This window comes from Jatrophihabitans sp. GAS493, from assembly GCF_900230215.1.
Taxonomy (GTDB): domain Bacteria; phylum Actinomycetota; class Actinomycetes; order Mycobacteriales; family Jatrophihabitantaceae; genus MT45.
This window is the reverse complement of record NZ_LT907982.1, coordinates 2,475,278-2,495,186: the sequence shown is the minus strand read 5'-3', so window position 1 is coordinate 2,495,186 and position 19,909 is coordinate 2,475,278. Positions and strand designations below refer to the sequence as shown.

Annotated in this window: 21 protein-coding genes; 9 read left to right on the top strand and 12 right to left on the bottom strand. The window is 68.5% G+C overall.

Annotated features, from left to right (window positions below; all coding sequences use genetic code 11):
- Window positions 1-58 precede the first annotated feature (58 nt).
- Complete coding sequence (locus tag CPH63_RS11665; protein ID WP_096303114.1) at window positions 59-667, top strand: cysteine hydrolase; 609 nt, start codon at window positions 59-61, stop codon at window positions 665-667.
- Here CPH63_RS11665 and prmC read toward each other — a convergent pair.
- The 5 genes from prmC to CPH63_RS11640 form a co-directional block, all read right to left on the bottom strand.
- On the bottom strand, window positions 656-1,549 hold the full coding sequence (gene prmC, locus CPH63_RS11660; protein ID WP_172892203.1) for a peptide chain release factor N(5)-glutamine methyltransferase: 894 nt from the start codon (window positions 1,547-1,549) through the stop codon (window positions 656-658). The two genes, CPH63_RS11665 and prmC, sit on opposite strands and share 12 nt — an antisense overlap.
- A gap of 45 nt (window positions 1,550-1,594) precedes the next feature.
- Window positions 1,595-2,791, bottom strand: a complete 1,197-nt coding sequence (locus CPH63_RS11655; protein WP_096303113.1) for an acyl-CoA dehydrogenase family protein — start codon at window positions 2,789-2,791, stop codon at window positions 1,595-1,597.
- A 194-nt stretch (window positions 2,792-2,985) separates the two neighbouring features.
- Window positions 2,986-3,741, bottom strand: a complete 756-nt coding sequence (locus CPH63_RS11650; protein WP_096303112.1) for a hypothetical protein — start codon at window positions 3,739-3,741, stop codon at window positions 2,986-2,988.
- Between the two features lie 189 nt (window positions 3,742-3,930).
- Window positions 3,931-4,890, bottom strand: a complete 960-nt coding sequence (locus CPH63_RS11645; protein ID WP_091359108.1) for a CoA ester lyase — start codon at window positions 4,888-4,890, stop codon at window positions 3,931-3,933.
- 105 nt (window positions 4,891-4,995) lie between these two features.
- Entirely contained in the window at window positions 4,996-5,979 is a 984-nt protein-coding gene (locus CPH63_RS11640) for a DMT family transporter (RefSeq protein WP_197704317.1), read from the bottom strand.
- Between the two features lie 64 nt (window positions 5,980-6,043).
- Here CPH63_RS11640 and CPH63_RS11635 point away from each other — a divergent pair, with 64 nt between their 5' ends.
- A complete protein-coding gene (locus CPH63_RS11635) occupies window positions 6,044-7,363 on the top strand; it encodes a magnesium transporter MgtE N-terminal domain-containing protein (protein ID WP_096303111.1) in 1,320 nt (439 codons plus the stop codon).
- Window positions 7,356-7,886: a DUF1003 domain-containing protein gene (locus CPH63_RS11630; protein ID WP_096303110.1), complete on the top strand. Its 531-nt coding sequence runs from the start codon at window positions 7,356-7,358 to the stop codon at window positions 7,884-7,886. The genes CPH63_RS11635 and CPH63_RS11630 overlap by 8 nt, the downstream gene beginning before the upstream one ends.
- Here CPH63_RS11630 and CPH63_RS11625 read toward each other — a convergent pair.
- Genes CPH63_RS11625 through CPH63_RS11615 form a run of 3 tightly spaced genes read right to left on the bottom strand, consistent with a single transcriptional unit; the run spans window position 7,845 to window position 9,447 of the window.
- A complete protein-coding gene (locus tag CPH63_RS11625; protein WP_241895623.1) occupies window positions 7,845-8,132 on the bottom strand; it encodes an AzlD domain-containing protein in 288 nt (95 codons plus the stop codon). The two genes, CPH63_RS11630 and CPH63_RS11625, sit on opposite strands and share 42 nt — an antisense overlap.
- A gap of 14 nt (window positions 8,133-8,146) precedes the next feature.
- Window positions 8,147-8,863 carry an AzlC family ABC transporter permease gene (locus tag CPH63_RS11620; RefSeq protein WP_206745537.1) on the bottom strand — a complete coding sequence of 239 codons (717 nt, stop codon included), beginning with the start codon at window positions 8,861-8,863 and terminating at the stop codon, window positions 8,147-8,149.
- Between the two features lie 23 nt (window positions 8,864-8,886).
- Window positions 8,887-9,447 (bottom strand): MarR family winged helix-turn-helix transcriptional regulator, encoded by a 561-nt coding sequence (locus tag CPH63_RS11615; RefSeq protein WP_096303108.1) that lies wholly within the window; start codon window positions 9,445-9,447, stop codon window positions 8,887-8,889.
- 114 nt (window positions 9,448-9,561) lie between these two features.
- Here CPH63_RS11615 and CPH63_RS11610 point away from each other — a divergent pair, with 114 nt between their 5' ends.
- On the top strand, window positions 9,562-10,695 hold the full coding sequence (locus tag CPH63_RS11610) for an Mrp/NBP35 family ATP-binding protein (protein ID WP_096303107.1): 1,134 nt from the start codon (window positions 9,562-9,564) through the stop codon (window positions 10,693-10,695).
- Between the two features lie 15 nt (window positions 10,696-10,710).
- Here the strand turns inward: CPH63_RS11610 and CPH63_RS11605 are convergent, their stop codons facing one another.
- The 4 genes from CPH63_RS11605 to sigE all read right to left on the bottom strand — a co-directional run bounded on the left by CPH63_RS11605 (window position 10,711) and on the right by sigE (window position 14,336).
- Entirely contained in the window at window positions 10,711-11,103 is a 393-nt protein-coding gene (locus CPH63_RS11605; protein ID WP_096303106.1) for a sec-independent translocase, read from the bottom strand.
- 38 nt (window positions 11,104-11,141) lie between these two features.
- Window positions 11,142-12,869 carry a S1C family serine protease gene (locus tag CPH63_RS11600; protein WP_096303105.1) on the bottom strand — a complete coding sequence of 576 codons (1,728 nt, stop codon included), beginning with the start codon at window positions 12,867-12,869 and terminating at the stop codon, window positions 11,142-11,144.
- 196 nt (window positions 12,870-13,065) lie between these two features.
- The gene (locus tag CPH63_RS11595; RefSeq protein ID WP_096303104.1) at window positions 13,066-13,650 is read right to left on the bottom strand and encodes an anti-sigma factor; all 585 of its coding nucleotides are present in this window, start codon (window positions 13,648-13,650) and stop codon (window positions 13,066-13,068) included.
- Window positions 13,647-14,336, bottom strand: coding sequence for an RNA polymerase sigma factor SigE (gene sigE, locus CPH63_RS11590; protein ID WP_096303103.1), 690 nt, complete (start codon window positions 14,334-14,336; stop codon window positions 13,647-13,649). Before sigE ends, CPH63_RS11595 begins: the two co-directional genes overlap by 4 nt.
- Window positions 14,337-14,583: 247 nt before the next feature.
- Between sigE and CPH63_RS11585 the strand changes: the two genes are divergently transcribed.
- The 5 genes from CPH63_RS11585 (at window position 14,584) to CPH63_RS11565 (ending at window position 19,909) form a co-directional block, all read left to right on the top strand.
- Window positions 14,584-15,963 carry an aminotransferase class V-fold PLP-dependent enzyme gene (locus CPH63_RS11585; protein WP_206745536.1) on the top strand — a complete coding sequence of 460 codons (1,380 nt, stop codon included), beginning with the start codon at window positions 14,584-14,586 and terminating at the stop codon, window positions 15,961-15,963.
- Between the two features lie 52 nt (window positions 15,964-16,015).
- On the top strand, window positions 16,016-16,654 hold the full coding sequence (locus CPH63_RS11580) for an O-methyltransferase (RefSeq protein WP_197704315.1): 639 nt from the start codon (window positions 16,016-16,018) through the stop codon (window positions 16,652-16,654).
- A 62-nt stretch (window positions 16,655-16,716) separates the two neighbouring features.
- Window positions 16,717-17,676, top strand: coding sequence for a 2-phospho-L-lactate transferase (cofD, locus tag CPH63_RS11575; protein ID WP_096303101.1), 960 nt, complete (start codon window positions 16,717-16,719; stop codon window positions 17,674-17,676).
- A complete protein-coding gene (locus CPH63_RS11570; protein WP_096303100.1) occupies window positions 17,673-19,061 on the top strand; it encodes a coenzyme F420-0:L-glutamate ligase in 1,389 nt (462 codons plus the stop codon). The genes cofD and CPH63_RS11570 overlap by 4 nt, the downstream gene beginning before the upstream one ends.
- Entirely contained in the window at window positions 19,058-19,909 is an 852-nt protein-coding gene (locus tag CPH63_RS11565; protein WP_241895622.1) for a serine hydrolase, read from the top strand. Before CPH63_RS11570 ends, CPH63_RS11565 begins: the two co-directional genes overlap by 4 nt.

Here is a 19,909-nt window from a genome sequence, read left to right as displayed (position 1 = left end):
CGCGGGGGTGGCGGACTAGCGTCGATGTGTTCCGGTTCACACTCGAGAAGGCAGACCGATGACGATCGATCCGAAGACCACCGCGCTCGTGCTCATCGAGTATCAGAACGAGTTCGTCAGCGAGGGCGGCGTGCTGCACGGCGCCGTGGCCGATGTGATGGACCGGACCGACATGTTGACGAACACCCATGAGGTCGTCCAGGCGGCCCGCGACGCCGGGGTGACCATCATGCACGCCCCGATTACCTTCGCATCCGGGTACAACGAGATCGGCTCCCACCCGTACGGCATTCTCAAGGGTGTCGTGGACGGGAACGCATTCGTGAAAGGGACGTGGGGCGCCGCGATCGTCGACAGCCTCGCGCCGCAGCCCGGCGACATCGTCGTGGAGGGCAAGCGGGGGCTAGACACTTTCGCCAGCACAAATCTGGATTTCATCTTGCGCAGCAAGGGGATCACCACCCTGGTGCTCGGCGGATTCCTCACCAACTGCTGTGTCGAATCGACCATGCGCAGCGGCTACGAGAACGGATACCGGGTTCTCACGCTGACCGACTGCGTCGCGGGCACCTCGATCGAGGAGCACGACAACGCGATCAAATACGACTACCCGATGTTCTCCCAGCCCCTATCGGCGAAGGAATTCCTCTCCGAACTAGCGGTCTGATCCGGCCCGGCGCCGGGCCAGCACGAAGCGATCCCGTCCAGCGAGGTCGACCTGCGTACGAACGTCTGAGAAACATTGGGTCTTCTCGATCAACGATCGCGCCGACGCTCCCTGTGAGTCATCGTGCTCCATCACCAGCAGCCCCCCGTCGCGCAGCAGCCTCGCCGCCGCCGTGACGACCAGGGCCGGCGTCCGCAATCCGTCGGCACCGCCGCCATAGACGGCCAGCTGCGGATCGTGGTGCTCCACCTCCGGTGGCAGCGGAGCGTCCTGAGGCGGCACGTAGGGCGGATTGGAGACGACCACGTCCACCGACGCCGAGAGTTCGGGCAGCAGTGACTCATCGGCGACATCGCCGGTCACGACATTGACCTGCAGCTGCAGCGCGGCGGCGTTCTCGGATGCCAGCTCGACTGCATCGGGTGAGACGTCGACGGCGAAGACTCGCGCCGCCGGCACCTCCTGGGCCAGGGCGAGCGCGATGACGCCGGTGCCTGTGCAAAGGTCGACCAGGGTCGGGGTACGGCCGGTGGCCAGCACGGCCAGTGCCTCGTTGATCGCCGCCTCGGCGACCAGTTCGGTCTCCGGCCGTGGGATGAAGACGCCTGGGCGCACCTGCACGCTGAGGTAGCGGAAGGCGGCGGAGCCCACGATGTGCTGCAGTGGCTCCCGCCGGGCCCGGCGCTCGACGACCGCGCGGTAGCGATCCTCGAAGGAGTCGTCGAGCTCCGGGGCAACCGCGACGACCAGCTGGGGCACGCCCAGGACGAAGGCGGCCAGCGCCAGCGCGTCGACGCGTGGGCTGGCGACGCCGGCCGCCTCGAGTTGGCGTCCGGCCTCGCCGACGGCACGCTGCAGTCGCTCCCGCGAGGAGAGCGTCACAGCCGCCGGCCCGACATGATCAGCGCGGTCAGCGCGGTCAGAACCTCAGGCCTTGTAGTCGCGCAGCAGCCCGCGGCTGATGATCGTCTTCTGGATCTCCGAGGTGCCCTCACCGATGAGCAGGAACGGCGCCTCGCGCATCAGCCGCTCGATCTCGTACTCCTTGGAGTAGCCGTAGCCACCGTGGATGCGGAACGACTCCTGGGTGACCTCGGCGCAGTACTCACTGGCGATGAGCTTGGCCATGCCGGCCTCGACGTCGTTGCGCTTGCCGGAGTCCTTCAGCCGGGCCGCGTTCACCATCATGCCGTGGGCCGCCTCGACCTTGGTCGCCATCTCGGCCAGCTTGAAGGCGATCGCCTGGTGCTCGACGATGGCCTTGCCGAAGGTACGGCGCTGCTGAGCGTAGGCGATCGCCAGTTCAAAGGCCCGGATCGAGATGCCGCAGGCGCGGGCGGCGACGTTGACGCGACCGACCTCGACGCCGTCCATCATCTGGTAGAAGCCCTTGCCACGTCCCTCTGGGCCGCCCAGGATGTCGTTCTCGCTGACCCGCACGTTGTCGAGCACCATCTCAGTGGTCTCGACGCCCTTGTAGCCCATCTTGTCGATCTTGCCGGGGATGGTCAGGCCGGGACGGGTCTCGCCGAAGCCGGACTCCTTCTCCACCAGGAAGGTCGTCATGTTCTTGTAGACCGACTCGGCACCGAGGTCGTCGCGGACCAGGGTGGCCACCACACCGGCGCGGGCGCCGTTGGTCAGCCACATCTTCTGGCCGTTGAGGATGTAGAACTCCCCGTCCGGCGTCGCCTTCGACTTGATCGCCGCGACGTCCGAGCCGCACTCCGGCTCGCTCATCGAGAAGGCGCCGCGAATCTCGCCGGTGGCCATCTTCGGCAGCAGTCGCTGCTTCTGCTCGTCGGTGCCGTGCTGGGCGATCATGTAAGCGACGATGAAATGGGTGTTGATGACGCCGGACACCGACATCCAGCCGCGGGCGATCTGCTCGACGACCAGCGCGTAGGTCAGCAGGGACTCGCCGAGGCCGCCGTACTCCTCGGAGATCATCAGGCCGAAGAGGCCCATCTCCTTCATGCCCTCGACGATCGCCTCGGGAAACTCGTCCTTGTGCTCCAGATCGGTGGCGTAAGGAATGATCTCCTTGTCCACGAAGCTCTTCACCGTCGACAGAATCTCGGTCTGGATGTCAGTCAGACCGGTGGTCTGGGCAAGTCGGGCCATCTGGGGCGAACTCCTTCAATGAACTCCGCGCACTGGCGCGGCGGCGGTAACCGGAGGCAATTCGTTGCAACTCCGGAGAAAGCTGTCACCGGCCAGTATCTGCCGTAACCCGCTCATCTCCAATGCCGTGGGGTGAGAGGACGCTCACTGTCACCAGCGCCCGCCACCTCACCCCGCAGCGATGGATCAGAGGATCAAGAAGCGGTGACGGTCTTGTAGTCGACGACCTGCGACGCGCTCGGCAGCGGCGGGGTGAACGGCACGTCGTACTGGTCGATCGTGGTCGACCCGCCGGTGGTGGCGCCGGCCCCGGTGGTCTTCACCGGACGCCCCTTTCCGGTCGACTCGACGTACCAGGTGCTGCCGTTGTTGCCCTTCAGCACCGTGGTCGAGACACCGTTGACCTTCTGGCTGCCGGCCAGGCCGTAGTGCGTCGTCTGGGACTTCAGCTTGGCGATGTACTTGTCCTTGCTGGTGAAGATGTCGTAGCTGCTGAAGGCGTCCAGGGTGGTGTCGATCTTGACCCACTTGCTGCTCAGCAGGGCCAGCTTGGCGGCCGGGTTCTTCACGCTGCTGTCCAGGTTGGAGGCCCAGAGCGCGGCCGGCGCCTTCATGTAGACGTTCGTGCCGTCCGAGACGAGGGTGAGGTTGAGCCCCGTGCCCTGAACCGTCGCCTCCGACCCGGTCTCGCCGAAGTGGATGTCGAACTTGAGCGGGTTGGCGGTGCCGGCATCGCCCTGGGCCAGCGCGTGGAAGGCGGTCGAGGCCGAGAGGGCGTCGAGCGCCTTGGCGTAGGCCGCGTCACCCGAGGTGTCGACGGACGGCGTCGCGACCACCGTGGGCGTCTTCGGGGCCGGCGTTTTGCTGTCCGAGCCGCAGCCGGTGGCCAGCAGGGCAACCACCGCGACGGCAGCGGTCAGAGGGACACCCGAATAGGGCAATTTCCGCATAACTATTCTCCAGAGATTTTGGTGAGACGCCCGCCACTTGAACGGGTCCAGACCGGCGACGCTAACAGAGGGACCGCTGGTACCGCGTAACGAATTGGACTCGACTCAGCGGACTCTGAGGTAAGCGCACCGGCCGATATCGCTTACATCGGTCAGACGAAGCCAGTCTGAAGCCAGTCTGAAGCCGGTTCAGCTCTCCGGAGGGGTGAACTTGGAGCTGCGCACCAGCCCGGCGGCCCGCCCCTTGGCCGAGATGACCAGGGCCATCTTGCGGGATGCCTCGTCGATCATCTCGTCGCCGAGCATGGCCGAACCCTTGGCCCCGCCGGCCTCGGACGTGTAGTAGTCGTAGGCGTCGAGGATCAGCTCAGCGTGGTCGTAGTCCTCCTGGCTGGGGGCGTAGACCTCGTTGGCGATGCCGACCTGGTCGGGGTGAAGCACCCACTTGCCGTCGAAGCCGAGCGCCGCGCTGCGGGAGGAGACCCGGCGGAAGCCCTCGGGGTCGCGGATCTGCAGGTACGGGCCGTCGATGGCCTGCTTGTTGTTGGCCCGGGCCGCCATCAGGATCGACATCAGGATGTGGTGGTAGGCGTCACCGACGTCGTAGCCCGGCGGTTGCTCACCGACGACGAGGGACTTCATGTTGATGCTGGCCATGAAGTCGGCCGGTCCGAAGATGATGGTCTCCACCCGGGGCGAGGCCTTGGCGATGGCGTCGACGGCGATGAGGCCCTCGGCGTTCTCGATCTGCGCCTCGATACCGATGCGCCCGACCTCGAAGCCCATCGTCTTCTCGATCTGGGTCAGCGTGAAGTCCAGCCACTGCACCTGCGCCGCGCTCTGCACCTTCGGCAGCATGATGCAGTCGAGGTTCGGTCCTGCCCCCTCGACGACCTCGATGACGTCGCGGTAGGTCCAGTGCGTGGTCAGGTCGTTGACCCGCACCACCCGGATCTTGTTGCCCCAGCCGCCCTCGTTGAGTGCGGCGACGATGTTCTTGCGGGCGCCCGGCTTGGCCAGCGGTGCGCAGGCGTCCTCCAGGTCGAGGAAGACCTGGTCGGCGTCGAGCCCCTTGGCCTTCTCGAGGAAGCGAGGGTTGCTTCCGGGGACGGCGAGGCAGGAGCGGCGCGGGCGCAAGGTTTCAGTCATGTTGCGAAGCATGCCTACTGCTCGCCGCCGTGCCAAGGCATCCAACCGACACTGTTGCTGGTTTCACACAGCCCGCTTCACACAGATCGCTTCACTCAGACCGATCTAGTCGACGAGCTCCAATTCGGTCTCGGATAGGGGCGCGGCGACGGACCGGGCCCGCGAGACCAGGACCAGTCCGACGAGCAGGCCGAAGACCCCCACGAAGGCCAGCGGCGGCGGCGTCTGATCCAGCCAGAAGTAGGCGACGATCGCCGCCCCCGGCGTCTCGAAGAGAATCGCCAGGCCGACCACCGTGGGGCTGATCGAGCGCAGCACCAGGTTGATCACGCTGTGCCCGAGGATCTGGGCGCAGAGGGTGACGAGCACGATCTTCACCCAGGCGTTGGCCGAGTATCCCGACAGCTGAACCCCGCCCAGCAGGCAGACGAGTAGCAGCACGGTGGAGCAGGTGCTGTAACAGGACGCGGTATAGAGGGAGTTCGTCATGCTCTCCCGGGCCGACGAGCCGAAGGTGACGTAGAGCGCCGCCATCAACCCACCCAGAATGGCCAGCAGATCTCCGACCAGGGCCCGCGGCGTGCTGTCCAGATCGGCCCCGGTGATCAGCGCCGTGGAGGCCGTCGCCACTGCGATACCGATCCAGGCCAGCCGCGGCAGTCGCTGTCCCCGCAGCTGAGCGATCAGGGCCGTGAAGATCACCTGCGTGGAGACCAGTGCCGTCGCCGAGGCCACCGACGTCATGGTCACGCTGGGGACCCAGGCCGCGAAGTGCCCGGCCAGCGCGACCCCGGCCACCATCGAGACCAGCCAGGCCCGCCGGGGCACCAGCCGCATCGCGGCCCGATCCCGCAGCCCGGCCAGGGTGAGGGTCAGCCCGGCCCCCATCGCGTTACGCCAGAAGGCGATCGCCAGGGCCGGTGCCGCGGTCGCGGCCATCAGCGGGCCGGAGAAGGAGACCCCGGCGATGGCCAGCGCGAGCAGCAGCCCGTCGCGCAGCGGCGGCGTCGCGAGCTGATCGATCGGGGCCGTGGGGCCGGCTGCCGGATCGGGCGCAGGGTTGGGGGAAAGTTGGGGGGATTCCGACACAAATGCATCCTCTCAAGTGCGGCGGTGCCAAGCGAACGCATTCCGGCTACTAATCTTCGAAAGTATGAGCGTCGGTAGCCGGGTCTTCATCGCACGGTTGTCCGGCATCGGGGTCTTCGACCCGAGCGGCGATCAGCTCGGTCGCATTCGCGAGACGGTGGCCACCTTGCGCATCGGACGCCAACCGCCACGGGTACTCGGCCTGGTGCTGGAGATCCAGCACCGGCACCGGATCTTCGTACCGATGGGGCGGGTCACCCGCATCGAGCCGGACGCCGTGACGCTCTCGTCGGGCACCGTCAACATGAAGCGGTTCGAACGCCGTCCGAGCGAGCTCCTGGTGCTGGCCGAACTCCTCGACCGGACGGTCACCACCACCGATGACCAGCAGCAGGTCTCGATCGTCGACGCGGCGATGGAGCAGAACCGGACCGGCGACTGGGAGATCACCCGGCTGGCGGTACGCAGCGGCGGTGGGCGCCTGTCCCGTCGCCGGGGGCAGCTCTTCCAGGTCGCCTGGGACGAGGTGGACGGGCTGGCGCTGGCCGAGAACTCGCAGGGCACCGAGACGCTGCTCTCCGTGCTGGCCGGGCTGCGGCCGGCCGACGTGGCGTCGGCCCTGCAGGACATGCCGGCCAAGCGCCGCCTCGAGGTGGTCGCCGCATTGGATGACGAGCGGCTGGCCGACATCCTGGAGGAGTTGCCCGAGGACGACCAGGTGAGCCTGCTGACGTCCCTGGCCGATGAGCGGGCCGCCGACGTCCTGGAGGCGATGAACGATGACGACGCGGCCGACCTGCTCGGTGAGATGCCGGCCGATGACCAGGAACGCCTGCTGAAGCTGATGGAGCCCGACGAGGCCGAGCCGGTACGCCGGTTGATGACCTACGGCGACTACACCGCCGGCGGTCTGATGACGACGGAGCCGGTCATCCTGCTGCCGGACGCCACCGTGGCCGAGGCCCTGGCCCTGGTCCGCAATCCCGACCTCTCCCCCGCCCTGGCCGCCCAGGTCTTCATCGTCCGGCCGCCGCAGGCGACGCCCAGCGGCAAGTTCCTGGGGACCGCGCATCTGCAGCGGCTGCTGCGCGAGCCGCCGTCGGCCCTGGTCAGCGGGCTGGCCGAGCGCGACACCCGTTCGCTGCGACCGAACACCCAGATCGCCGACATAACCCGGCATCTGGCGACGTACAACCTGGTCGCGGCGCCGGTCATCGACGAGAACGGACGCCTGCTCGGTGCCGTCTCGGTCGACGACGTGCTGGATCATCTGCTGCCCGAGGACTGGCGTGACGTAGACGCCCAGAACGAGCAGAGCGACAACGAAGCCGAGGCGCGGGCGGCGGCCGGCACGACAGGCTCGGCGGGTCAGGCCGATGGCTGAGCGACGCGAACGGCTCGACCAGCCGAACCTGCCGCGACGTGGCCTGCGGGTGAACTACGACCCGGAGGCCTTCGGCCGCTCCACCGAGCGCATCGCCCGCTTCCTGGGCACCGGGCGTTACCTGGTGCTGCAATCGATCGTCATCGTCGTCTGGATGGTGTACAACGCCATCCCCGAGTTCCCACATTTCGACGGGTACCCGTACCAGTTCCTGACGCTCATCCTGTCGCTGCAGGCGGCTTACGCCGCACCGCTGATCCTGCTGGCCCAGAACCGCCAGGACGACCGGGACCGGGTCAATCTGGAGGCCGACCGCAGTGAGACGCGCCAGTCGATGGCCGACGTCGATTACCTGGCCCGCGAACTGGCGGCGGTCCGTATCTCACTCGGCGAGGTCGTCACCCGTGACTTCCTCCGCTCCGAACTCGCCCGCGCCGTCGAGGACCTCACCGAGGATCTGGCCGAGGCCCGCGAGGAGGAGCTAGACCAGCCGGATCAGCGCCGCGGTCGCGCCCGCGACTAACACCACAACCAGGAACGGCGCTCGTCGCCAGACCGCAATCGCACCGGCGCCGAAGCCGGCCAACCGGGCCCCGTCGAGGTCGATGTGCCGACCATGAGCGAGCAGCTCCACCACGACGAGAGCGCTGAGCAGGGCCACCGGCAGCACCTCGACGATCTGGCGGATCCGAGGTGCCTGCAGGTAGCGCGCCGGGACGAGGTACCCGGCGAGCTTCAGCAGGTAGCAGCCGACAGAGGTCGCAATCACCAACAGCCATAGATTCATGGATGATCGGGGCTCTCGGCTGACTCGTCCGAGCGGACTGGAGCGCCCGGACGCGGCAGCACCGCCAGCAGTACCGCCGCACAGGAGGCCAGCACCGGTACGCCCGGCGGCGTGAAAGGGATGAGGACCAGGGCGATCGCAGCGGCGGCCAGCGCGACTCGACGCTCCAGCGCCCCGTTGCGTAGCCGTGGGGCCAGCAGGGCGAGGAAGGCCGCCGGCACCACCGCGTCCAATCCGAACTTCGTCGGGTCTCCGAGCGCCTGCGCGCCGACCGCCCCGAGCAGGGTGGCCAGATTCCAGAAGAAGTAGACACCGGCGAAGGTCCACCAGAAAGCTAACCGTCCAAGCTTCGGGGTTGGCTGCGCGATCGCCATCGCCGTCGACTCGTCGATGGTGCCTAATGCGGCCAGCAGTCGCCGCGCCCCGCGCACCTTCAACAACGGCGCCATTCGCATGCCGTAGAGCGTGTTGCGGGAACCGAGCAGCAGCCCGGAGCCGAGCGCGGTGCCCAGCGTGCCGCCGCCGAAGACGACCCCGACCACCGCGATCTGGGTGCCACCGGTGAAGGCGAGCAGCGAGAGCAGACAGGTCTGCAGAACGCTCAGTCCGGCCGAGACCGAGGAGGCCCCGAAGGCCACCCCGTAGGCGCCCACCGCGACACCGACGCCGAGGGAGTCACCGATCACCGACCGGTGCGTCTTCTCCTCCTCCACCGCGCTCACGCTAGCCCGGTCGATCAGCCCTTCGGCGGGGTGGTGCGGCCGGGTAGGACTTGGCCGGCCGGTTCGCCGGCCGGTTCTCGGCCAACTGAAGTTCGGCCAACTGAAGTTCGGTCGGCTGAGGCGGCTTCGACGACACGGTCGAGCATCTCGCCCAGCGATCGCAGCTCGTCGTCGTTGAAGCGGCTCAGCCAGAGCTCGTTCACCCCGGAGAGATGTACCGGCGTCGCCTCCCGCAGCCGGGCCAGTCCCTCGCGGGTCAGCACCGTGTACGTGCCGCGCGCGTCGCCCGGATAGGGCTCGCGGCTGACCAGCCCCTCCCGCTCCAGCCGATCCACGAGGCGGCTCAGACCCGACCGGGAGAGAAGGACGTTCTCGGCCAACTGGGCCATCCGCAGACGACGCTCCGGCGCCTCGGTGAGTTGCACCAGCACGTCGTACCAGGGCAGCGGCATCTGCACCTTCGTCGCCAGGTCGTTGGCCAGCACGTCGTTGATCCGAGCATGGGCGGTCAGGAAGGAGCGCCATACGCCCAGACGCCAGTCATTAGGGCTGATGGATTGTCCCTCGGAGGTCATGGCTGCGAATTCTAGACAGTCTGTAATCAAAACCGCACACTGAGCGTCATATGCAAGATCACAGTCGCCCTCACGAATGCCGCCTATCCGGCCCGGCGACGTAGGATCATCGGCGTGCCTCAACCTGAAGAGTCGTCGGTCCGTGCTGCCCTAGCCACGGTGCAGGACCCCGAAATTCGTAAGCCGATCACTGAACTCGGCATGGTCGAACGCGTCGAGACGAGTGCCGACGGCTTCGTGGCCGTCTACGTGCTGCTGACCGTCGCCGGCTGCCCGATGAAGGAGCAGCTCACCAAGGACGTCACCGACGCCGTACGCCGCGTCGAGGGGGTCACCCAGGTTCAGGTCAACCTCGGCGTGATGACCGACGCCCAGCGCACCGAGCTGCGACAGTCGCTCAAGGGTGATGCGCCGGCCAATGAGATCCCGTTCGCACAGCCTGGATCCCGCACCCGGGTCTACGCGGTCGCGTCGGGGAAGGGCGGCGTGGGGAAGTCATCGGTGACGGTGAACCTCGCGGTCGCGCTGGCCGAGCAGGGGCTCTCGGTCGGCGTCCTCGACGCTGACATCTACGGCTTCTCGGTGCCGCGCATGCTCGGCGTGCAGCACAAGCCGACGCAGGTCGAGAAGATGATCATGCCGCCGATCTCGCACAACGTGAAGGTCATCTCAATTGGCATGTTCACCCCGGGCAACACCGCGGTCGTGTGGCGCGGGCCGATGCTGCACCGGGCGCTCCAGCAGTTCCTGGCCGACGTCTTCTGGGGCGATCTGGACGTGCTGCTGATGGACCTGCCCCCGGGCACCGGAGACATCGCCATCTCGGTCGCACAACTGGTGCCCTCGGCCGAGTTGCTGGTGGTCACCACTCCGCAGCTCGCGGCCCGCGAAGTGGCGGAGCGCGCCGGCTCGATCGCCCTGCAGACGCACCAGCAGATCGTCGGCGTCGTGGAGAACATGAGCTGGCTTCAGATGCCGGACGGCTCACGGATGGAGCTCTTCGGCAGCGGTGGCGGGCAGGCCGTGGCCGACTCGCTGGCCGCCTCCACCGGAACGCGGGTTCCGCTGCTCGGGCAGATCCCGATCGACCAGGCCGTCCGCGAAGGCGGCGACGACGGAACCCCCGTTGTACTCACTCACCCCGAGTCGGCCGCCGCGCAGGCGATGCGCGAAGTGGCTAAGAAGCTCGCCGGTCGCCAGCACAGCCTGGTCGGCCGCTCGCTGGGCCTCAGCCCGGCCCGCAGCTAGCTCAGCCCGTTCGGCTCAGGTCGCGTCGTCGTCGAACGGCGCGATCTCGCCCTTCTCCAGCGACGGCGGCAACGGGGGCGAGGAGAGCGGCGCTGAGGATGTCGGCGCCGTCTGCGGTTTCTCGGCCACCACCTCGCCGGCCGTCGAGTCGGTCTCGTCGAAGAGCGCCTTCATCAGGGCGCTGCGCGGGTTCAACGAGCGCAGTTCACGTAGCGCGTCGAGGTTGAGGTCGGCCAGATCGGGCCCGAGCTCGTCGCGGAACTGGCCGCGGGCGCCGTTGGCCATCTCCCGCAATGAACGAATCATGCGGGCCGCGTCACGAGCATGCTGGGGCAGCTTCTCCGGGCCGATCACGATCAGCGCGACGAACCCCAGCACCACCAGTTCCAGCGGCCCGATGTTGAACATGCTCGAAGTCTAGGCGACGCCACGGCGCGGCGGACGGCTCAGGCGGAGCCGAGCGTCACCGGGATGTCGAGTTCCTTGGCGCCGCGGAAGATGTGCAGCTTCACCACGTCGCCCGGCTTGTGATTCTGCACCTCGACGCTGAGCATGTCGGCGGAGAGAATCGCGTTGCCGTCGACCGCGGTGATCACATCGGCCGTCTTCACGCCGGCCTTCTCCGAGGGGCCGCCGGGGCTGACCTGGACCACGTAGGCGCCGTCACGGGAACCGTCGGTGACGCTGCGGGCCGAGAGGCCGATCGAGGTGTGCACGACCTTACCGGTCTGGATCAGCTGGGTGGCGATCGAGCGAGCGAAGTTGATCGGAATCGCGAAGCCGAGACCGATGCTGCCCCCAGAGCTGCCGGACTGCGTTCCCAGCGAAGCGATCGCCGAGTTGATGCCGATGATCGCGCCGGTCGCGTCGACCAGCGCGCCACCGGAGTTACCCGGGTTGATCGCGGCGTCGGTCTGAATGGCGCTCACCACGGCGTCGGTGTCGCTGCCCTCCCCGGACAGATGCACCGGGCGGTCCAGCGCCGAGACGATTCCGGTCGTCACGGTGCCGGTCAATCCGAGCGGGGAGCCGATCGCCACCACCGGGTCGCCCACGGCGATCTTCGACGAGTCCCCCAGCGTGGCGACGGTGATGTGGCTGTTGGTGACCTTCAGGACGGCCAGATCGGTCATCGGGTCACGTCCGACGATCTTCGCCGCCTCGGTCGTGTTGTCGCTGAAGGTGACCTTGATGGTGCCGTCGTTGGCCGCGGCCGAGACGACGTGGTTGTTGGTGAGGATGTAGCCGTTCTTGTCGATGATGACGCCCGATCCGGTGCCGGCCTCGGTCGAGGTGCGGATGTCGATCGAGACGACGGCCGGCGAGACGCGCTTGGCGATGTCGGCCACCGAACCCGGTGCTCGCACGATCGCATTGGATCCCTCGGCGAGCTTGACGTGGCTGTCATGCACCGCGTCGGCCGCCCGGTGGGCCAGCCAGAAGCCGACTCCGCCACCGAGCACACCGGCCAGCAGGGCCACGACGATCGAGAGGGTGAGGGCTCGGAATCCGAAGCGGGCGTACCGGCCGGTCGGGGCCGGCGGCTCGGCATCCGCGGTCGATTCGACAGCCGCATCCGGATCTGTCTCGACGTCCTCTTCAGGTTCAACCTGAGTCAGTGTTCCTGCCGTAAATACGGCTGGCCGTCCGAGCCAGGCCACCGAGTTCGGGTCGCGCCACGGGTCGGAGGCCGCGTTCGCCTTCCACCAAGGTGATCCGGGCTCGTTCCCGGCCACCAGCCGAGACCCGGAGGGGGCGGCGAAGCCCCGCTCGTCGGCGTCGACCGAGCGGCCGAAGGCTGAACTCAACGCGGGGTGAACGGGAGGCGAGATCGGTGCGTGCCGCGGATCCAGGCGCGCTCCGAGCGGCGCGTCGAACTCGCGGATGGCTCCGGGCGGGGGGCCGAAGGCGGCTCGCTCGGCCGGGGAGGGCGGCGACACGACGGCCGGGGCGGCCACCGGCGGCGGGGCAGACGAAGCGGTATCGAAAGACGTCAGCACGCCCGCCGGGCGGGCGAAAGCGGCGTTGGCCTGTGCGTCCGCAACCGGCGCCGAGTTCGGCGCCGCACCGGGGTTCTTCTCAAGGGTGGGTCGAGGCCGATCCGGGTGCACCTCATCGGCGCTCGCGTGCTTGCCAGCCGAATCGGCCTGCACGGCGTCGTCGTTGTCGGTCATCGATCTCCTCATTGCGGTTCGCCGCGGTCCGCACCGATTCTGCCAGCGCGAGCCCTACTACGCCCTACGGGCCGCAACAGGCACAGCGAAGTCAGGTGCAGACGACGGAACAGGCACTCGATCTGACGGTAGCGGCGCCACCTATGCAGTGGCTGAATGCCCGGGCCGGACTCTCAACACGTCGGCCGGGTGACGCTCAGGCGTGTCTAACGCCGCCACCGACCAGGCTGGGCAGCGACGGAGTGCCGGCATCGCCAGACGACGGGTCGGCGTAGGACACATTCGAGTAGCCGGCCGGAAGGTAGCGCGCCGGAGCTGACGGCGCCGGCGCGTCCTGGGCAACCTGCGAGGGCACCGCGGCAACGGCAACGCTGGCGGCGCTCACCGAGACGAAGGCGGCCGCGGTGAACAGCAGCGCTCGGGAGTGGCGGCGGACGGAGTGGTGCGGCGGTGGCGGCGGTGCCGACGCCCGGGACCCGGAGCCGGACGGCTTGAAGGTCGGAAAGACTGCATTCCCCTCCGGCGAGAGGGTGAAGTCGTTCGGCGGCAGCTCGGTCGTCTGCGGCACGTCCCGCAGCCGCTGCATCAGGCCCGACGGCAGCGCCGGCGCGACCGCCCGGCGCAGCACCCGGGCCGCCTCCTGCTGCTCCTGCACGGCCCGGCGGCATTCGGCACAACCGGCCAGATGCCGCTCAGCCCGCAGGCGCGCCGGCGCGTTCAAAGCGGAGTCAGCGCAGGCGGCCACCGCTTCGTCGGAGAGATGTTGGGGAGCGAAGTTCATCGAAGTGCACCCTGAAGCCCTTCTGCGCGGGCCGGTGCCGGTGCGGCGGGTTCGGACTCGAGCTCGCCGGCAAACTCTGTCACGCCCGGCTCGGCCGGGCGCAGGCCCGGGGCGCGATGGGCCAGCGCCTCACGCAGCAGAACCCTGCCCCGGTGAATACGCGAGCGAACAGTTCCGACCTTGATTCCGAGGGTGGCGGCGATCTCCTCGTAGGAGAGCTCCTCCAGGTCGCAGAGCACCACGGCCGCGCGGAAGTCGGCCGGGAGCGCGTCCAGGGCCCGCTCGATCTCCGGGTCGAGGTGGAGTTCGGCGTAGGCCTGCTCGGGGCCGGCCGAGTTGGAGGCCAGCCGTTCACCGGCATCCTCGGGGAGCGCGTCGAAGCGGATCCGTTGCCGGCGACGCACCATGTCCAGGAAGAGGTTGGTGGTGATGCGGTGCAGCCAACCCTCGAAGGTGCCGGGTGAGTACTGGGCCAGCGACCGGAACACCCGGACGAATGTCTCCTGCGTCAGGTCTTCGGCATCGGCCCGGTTGCCCGAGAGCCGGTAGGCCAATCGGTAGACCCGATCGGCATGCTCACGCACGACCTCATCCCAGCTGGGCGGCGTCCAGTTGTTGGGCACGCCCGGGTCGGCCAGCGTCTCGGCGGCTGGGTCGGCCGTCAGATCCACAGCTCGGTCGTTCACGCGATGTTCCCTTCTCGCAGCCACGAAACCGCGGCTGCTCTGCGAACTTCAACTACGACGTTCATCTACGAGTTCAACTAACAGGACGAACGTCCCATTCCTGCTCCGAGTTCCAATCCCGCTTCTGGACCGGCCGGGGCCTGGGGGCCTGCATCTGTCTGCACATATCTTCCCGCGGCGGTCCTGACACAACGATGAGACGTTCCTGTGCACTGCGTGTGAGAGCCGCCGAACCTAGGCTGTCTTCATGTCCGGTTATGAAGCGATGCACATGTCCACCCCCGACAGCGAGGCCACCGCGCAGGCGCTCAGCGACTACTGCCTGGATCGATTGGCGATGGACGCCCCGCTGGATCGCCCCGCCTCGCCGGCCGAACTGGCCGCCGCCGCCGGGGCGACGGTCACCGCGGAGGGACTCGGCAGCGCCGAGGCGTTACGACTCTGGGCGGACGTGCTCGGGCCGGCCTGCATCTCGGTGGATCACCCGCGCTTCCTCTCCTTCATCCCGAGTGCCCCCACGAAGGCGGCGGTCTCCTTCGACATGCTGCTGGGCGCGTCCAGCATCTACGGCGGCTCCTGGCTGGAGAGCTCCGGCGCGGTCTATGCCGAGAATCAGGCGCTGCGCTGGATCGCCGACCTCGTCGGCCTCCCGGAGGAGGCGGGCGGCGTCTTCGTGCAGGGGGGCACGGTGGGAAACCTCTCCGCACTGGTGGCGGCCCGGGAATGGGCCTTGAGCCGGCGCAGCGGAGTCCGCCCCGAGCGGTGGGCCGTCTGCGTCACCGCAGAGACGCACTCGTCGGTGAAGCATGCGTTGCGGGTGGTGATGGATGTCGACGTCATCGAGATTCCCGGGGACGAGCGCGGGCGTCTGGTCGGCTCGACGCTGCGCCGGGTGATCGCGGAGTTGTCACCGGCCGCCGCCGACGGGATCTTCGCCGTCGTCGCCACCGCCGGCACCACGAACCTGGGCGTGGTCGACGACATCGACGGCATCGCCGACGTGGTGGCCGAGCACGGCTGGTGGCTGCACGTCGACGGCGCCTACGGTGGGGCCGCTCTGGCCGCGCCGAGCGCTCGGTCACTCTTCGCCGGCGTCGAGCGGGCCGACTCCTTCATCGTCGATCCGCACAAGTGGTTCTTCGCCCCCTTCGACTCCTGCGCGCTGGTCTACCGGGACCCGCGGCAGGGCCACGCCGCACATACCCAGCGGGCCGGCTACCTCGACCCGGTCACCATCGAAGGCGAGTGGAATCCGTCGGATTTCTCAATCCAACTCAGCCGTCGAGCCCGTGGCCTGCCGTTCTGGTTCTCCCTCGCCGTACACGGCACGCACGCCTACCGCGACGCCGTGGAGCACACCCTCGACGTGGCCCGCAGCGGGGCGCAACTGATCCGCGACGCACCCCACCTGCGACTGCTCGTCGAGCCGGATCTGTCGGTGCTGATCTTCGAACGCATCGGTTGGGATGACAGCCAGTACACGCAGTGGAGTGCTCGACTGCTCGAGGAGCAGGTGGCGCTGGTGACGCCGACGAAGCATCACGGACGGGTCTGCACGCGATTCGCGATCGTCAATCCGCGCACCAGTGTGGCCGACATCGAGATGCTCATCGATTCGATGCGCTGACACCCTTGACGATGCACGGAAAAGCCGGTGGTGGCGGATAGCATCGTCAACTATGGCCGACGCAATGCTGGGTGAGAACAGTCTGACCTTCGTGGAGAACTGGCCCGATACCACCGAGGTGATCGACTCGGCCCGCGCTCGCTCCACCGAACTCGGATGCGAACCCATCAGCTCCGCCGCCGGTGCCGCGCTGCAGGTGCTGGCCGCGGCCTCTGCGGCCAGGGCCGTCGTCGAGGTCGGTACCGGCGCCGGCGTCTCCGGACTCTGGCTCTTCGGCGGCATGCGCCCGGAGGGGATTCTCACCACCGTCGATGTCGAGGCCGAGCACCAGCGGGCGGCCAAAGAGGCCTTCGCCGAGCGCGGCATCGCCACCACCCGCTACCGGCTCATCAACGGTTCGGCGGCCGAGGTGCTTCCCCGCCTGACCGACGCCGCCTACGACCTGGTTTTCGTCGACGCCGACACCGGCTCCAACGGCATTTACCACGAGCAGGCGGTGCGGCTGCTGCGCAGTGGCGGCGTGGTGGTCTTCTACAACGCGCTCTGGCAGGACCGGGTCGCCGACCCTTCGGCCCGGGATTCCGACGCGGTGGCGCAGCGGGAGCTGGGGCGGGCGGTCCGGGAGGACGATCGTCTCCTCGCCGCCCTGCTGCCGGTCGGCGACGGCCTGCTGGCGGCAGTGAAGCGCTAGCTCCGGTCATCCGGGGCGCACCCTGATCGGTCGCCGCCCGCGTCTCGCGTAGCTTGGAATGCGTGCAGATAACAGTTCTCGCCGGCGGCATCGGGGGTGCCCGATTTCTCCGCGGCGTCCGCCGGGCCTACCCCGACGCCCAGATAACCGCAGTCATCAACACCGGAGACGACATCACCCTCCATGGGCTGCGGATCTGTCCCGACCTGGACAGTGTCATGTACACCCTCGGCGGCGGCACTGACACCGAACGCGGCTGGGGACGGGCCGACGAGAGCTGGCGGGTCAAGGAGGAGTTGGCACGCTACGGCGCGGAGCCGAGCTGGTTCGGTCTGGGCGACCTCGACCTGGCCACGCATCTGGTCCGTACCCAGATGCTCGATGCCGGCTACTCCCTCACCGACGTCACCGGTGCGCTCTGCGACCGCTGGCAGCCCGGTATCCGGATGCTGCCCATGACCGACGCTCGCTGCGAGACGCACGTCGTCGTCCAGCTGGACGGGGCGCGGCGCGCCATCCACTTTCAGCAGTGGTGGATCAAGCATCGCGCTGAACTCCCCGCGGAGAGCTTCGTGCAGATCGGTCTCGAGGACGCCAAACCGACCGAGGCCGTGCTCTCGGCGATCGCCGACGCCGACATCCTGCTCATCGCACCCAGCAATCCGGTGGTGAGCATCGGGACGATCCTGAACGTCCCCACCATGCGGGAGGCGCTGCGAGCCAGCGCCGCGCCCGTGGTCGGACTCTCCCCCATCATCGGCAACGCTCCGGTTCGCGGGATGGCCGACTCCTGCCTACCGGCGATCGGCGTCGAGGTCAGTGCGGAGGGCGTCGGGCGCCACTACGGCGCTCGCAGCGCCGACGGGGTGCTGGACGGGTGGCTCATCCAATCCGGAGAATCAGCTGATATTCCCGGCGTATCGGTACTGCCGACGCCACTGCTGATGAGCGACGACGAGGCCACCGCGCAGATGGTGCGCGACGCCTTCGCCGTGGCCGGACTGACTTCGGCGGCCCGATGAGCAGCGACGACCGGACAACTGACCAGCACTCCGTCGACCCGCACCGGGGCGCGGCGAGTTCGCGGGTCGAGATCCTCCCCGTGCTGGGGTTCGGTGAGATCCGTCCCGGCGACGACCTAGCCGCCCTGATCGCCGTGTATGCGCCACCCCTTCAGGACGGTGACGTGCTGGTGGTCACCTCAAAGGCCATCTCCAAAGTCGAGGGGCGACTCATCACCCTGGAGACGGCCGACCCGGACGAGCGGGAGGCGGCCCGGCAGGCCGCTATCGACGGCGAGACGGTGCGGGTGGTCGCCCAGCGCGGACCGTTGCGCATCTCCCAGACCCGGCACGGTCTAGTGCTGGCGGCCGCCGGCGTGGACGCCTCCAACGTCGCCCGCAACGAACTGGCACTGCTGCCGCTGGACCCCGACGGCTCGGCCGACGGTCTTCGCAAGGCGATCCAGAGCCAGCTCGGGGTGAACGTCGCGGTCATCATCAGCGACTCGATGGGGCGACCGTGGCGGGCCGGTATCACCGACGCCGCCATCGGCGTCGCCGGACTGCGTGCGGTGAACGACGAGCGCGGGCAGCTGGACGACTATGGCAATCTGCTCGAGGTCACCCAGGTGGCGGTGGCCGACGAGATCGCCGCCGCGGCCGACCTGGTGAAGGGCAAATTGACGCGAGTGCCGATCGCCATCGTGCGCGGCCTGGCCGTGGACGGCGAGCTACCCGACGACGGAGCCGGTAGCCGCACCCTCATCCGAGGCGCGGACGAGGACCTCTTCCGGCTGGGCACGGCCGAGGCGATCGAGCTCGGGCGCGAGGACGTCGGAGTGGGGATGGAGGCCGCCCCGGCGCTGCACGTCGATGCGGTCCGCACGATCGCGGCGATGGTTCCGGTGACCCGCGAGGATTCCCTGCTACAGCAGGCTTTTCTCGGATTCCTCGGCGCCCGCACGGACGCGACCTGGCGGCACTGCGTACCGGGCCACCTCACCGCCAGCGCGCTGGTGATGGATCCGACCCAACGCACCGTGCTGCTCACCCTGCATCCGCGGGTTGGGCTCTGGGTACAGGTCGGCGGCCACTGTGAACCGGGTGACCAGACCCTCCTCGACGCCGCGGCCCGCGAGGCCCGCGAGGAGAGCGGGATCGGTGCCCTCTCCTTCGACCCAGTACCGCTCGGGCTCGACCTGCACCCGCTGACCTGTTCGCTGGGGTTGCCGACGCGCCACTTCGACGTGCGCTTCCTGGCCATCGCACCCGAAGGCGCCCAGCCGACGATCAGCGACGAATCCCTCGATCTTCGTTGGTTCTCCTGGGACGACCTGCCGGACGGGAGCTCGGCCGAACTACCGGCGCTGATCCGGCTGGCCCGCGAGCGACTCGAGGCCTGGTGAGCGCAGGCATCAACCCGGCCGCCGCCCAGCAGGTGCTGCAGCGGATCGACGACTGGCCGGTCGGTGCGGCCGCAACCGCCCTGGTGGACGGCGACGGCGTGATCGCCACCGCTGGCGACGTGAATCGGGTCTTTGCGCTGGCGTCGGTGACCAAACCGCTGAGTGCGCTGGCGACGCTGGTGGCCGTCGAGGAGGAGGCGCTCTCACTCGACGACCCGGCCGAGGAGCAACTGCTCCCCGGGGCCACCCTGCGTCATCTGCTGGCGCACGCCTCCGGCGTGGCGCCGGAGGGACTGCTGCGTTCATACCCGCCCGCGCAGCGCCGGGTCTACTCCAACGTCGGCTACGACCTCATCGGGCAGCTGGTGGCGGAGGCGACCACAATGGCCTTTCCGGCCTACCTGCACGAGGCGGTCGCGGTGCCGCTGAGCCTCACCGACACAGTCCTGGAGGGGTCCCCGGCCCGCGACGGCCGCTCCACGGTCGCCGATCTCTCCGCCGTCCTGCGAGAACTGCTGAACCCGCGCACGTTGCTGCACCCCAGCACCCTGGCCGAGGCGACGAGCGCGCAGTATCCGGGGTTGCGCGGGGTCCTCCCCGGCTACGGCATGCGGGACCCCAATGACTGGGGCCTCGGCTTCGAGCTGCGGGCGAAGAAATCACCGCACTGGACCGGGGCGAAGAATTCGCCGCAAACCTATGGGCATTTCGGTCAGAGTGGCACGATGTTCTGGGTCGACCCACGGGCCGGACTGGCGCTGGTGGCGTTGGCCGACCGGCCCTTCGGTGGCTGGGCCGCGCAGGCCTGGCCACAACTGAGTGATGCCGTCTTGGGACTCTTGGGCTGA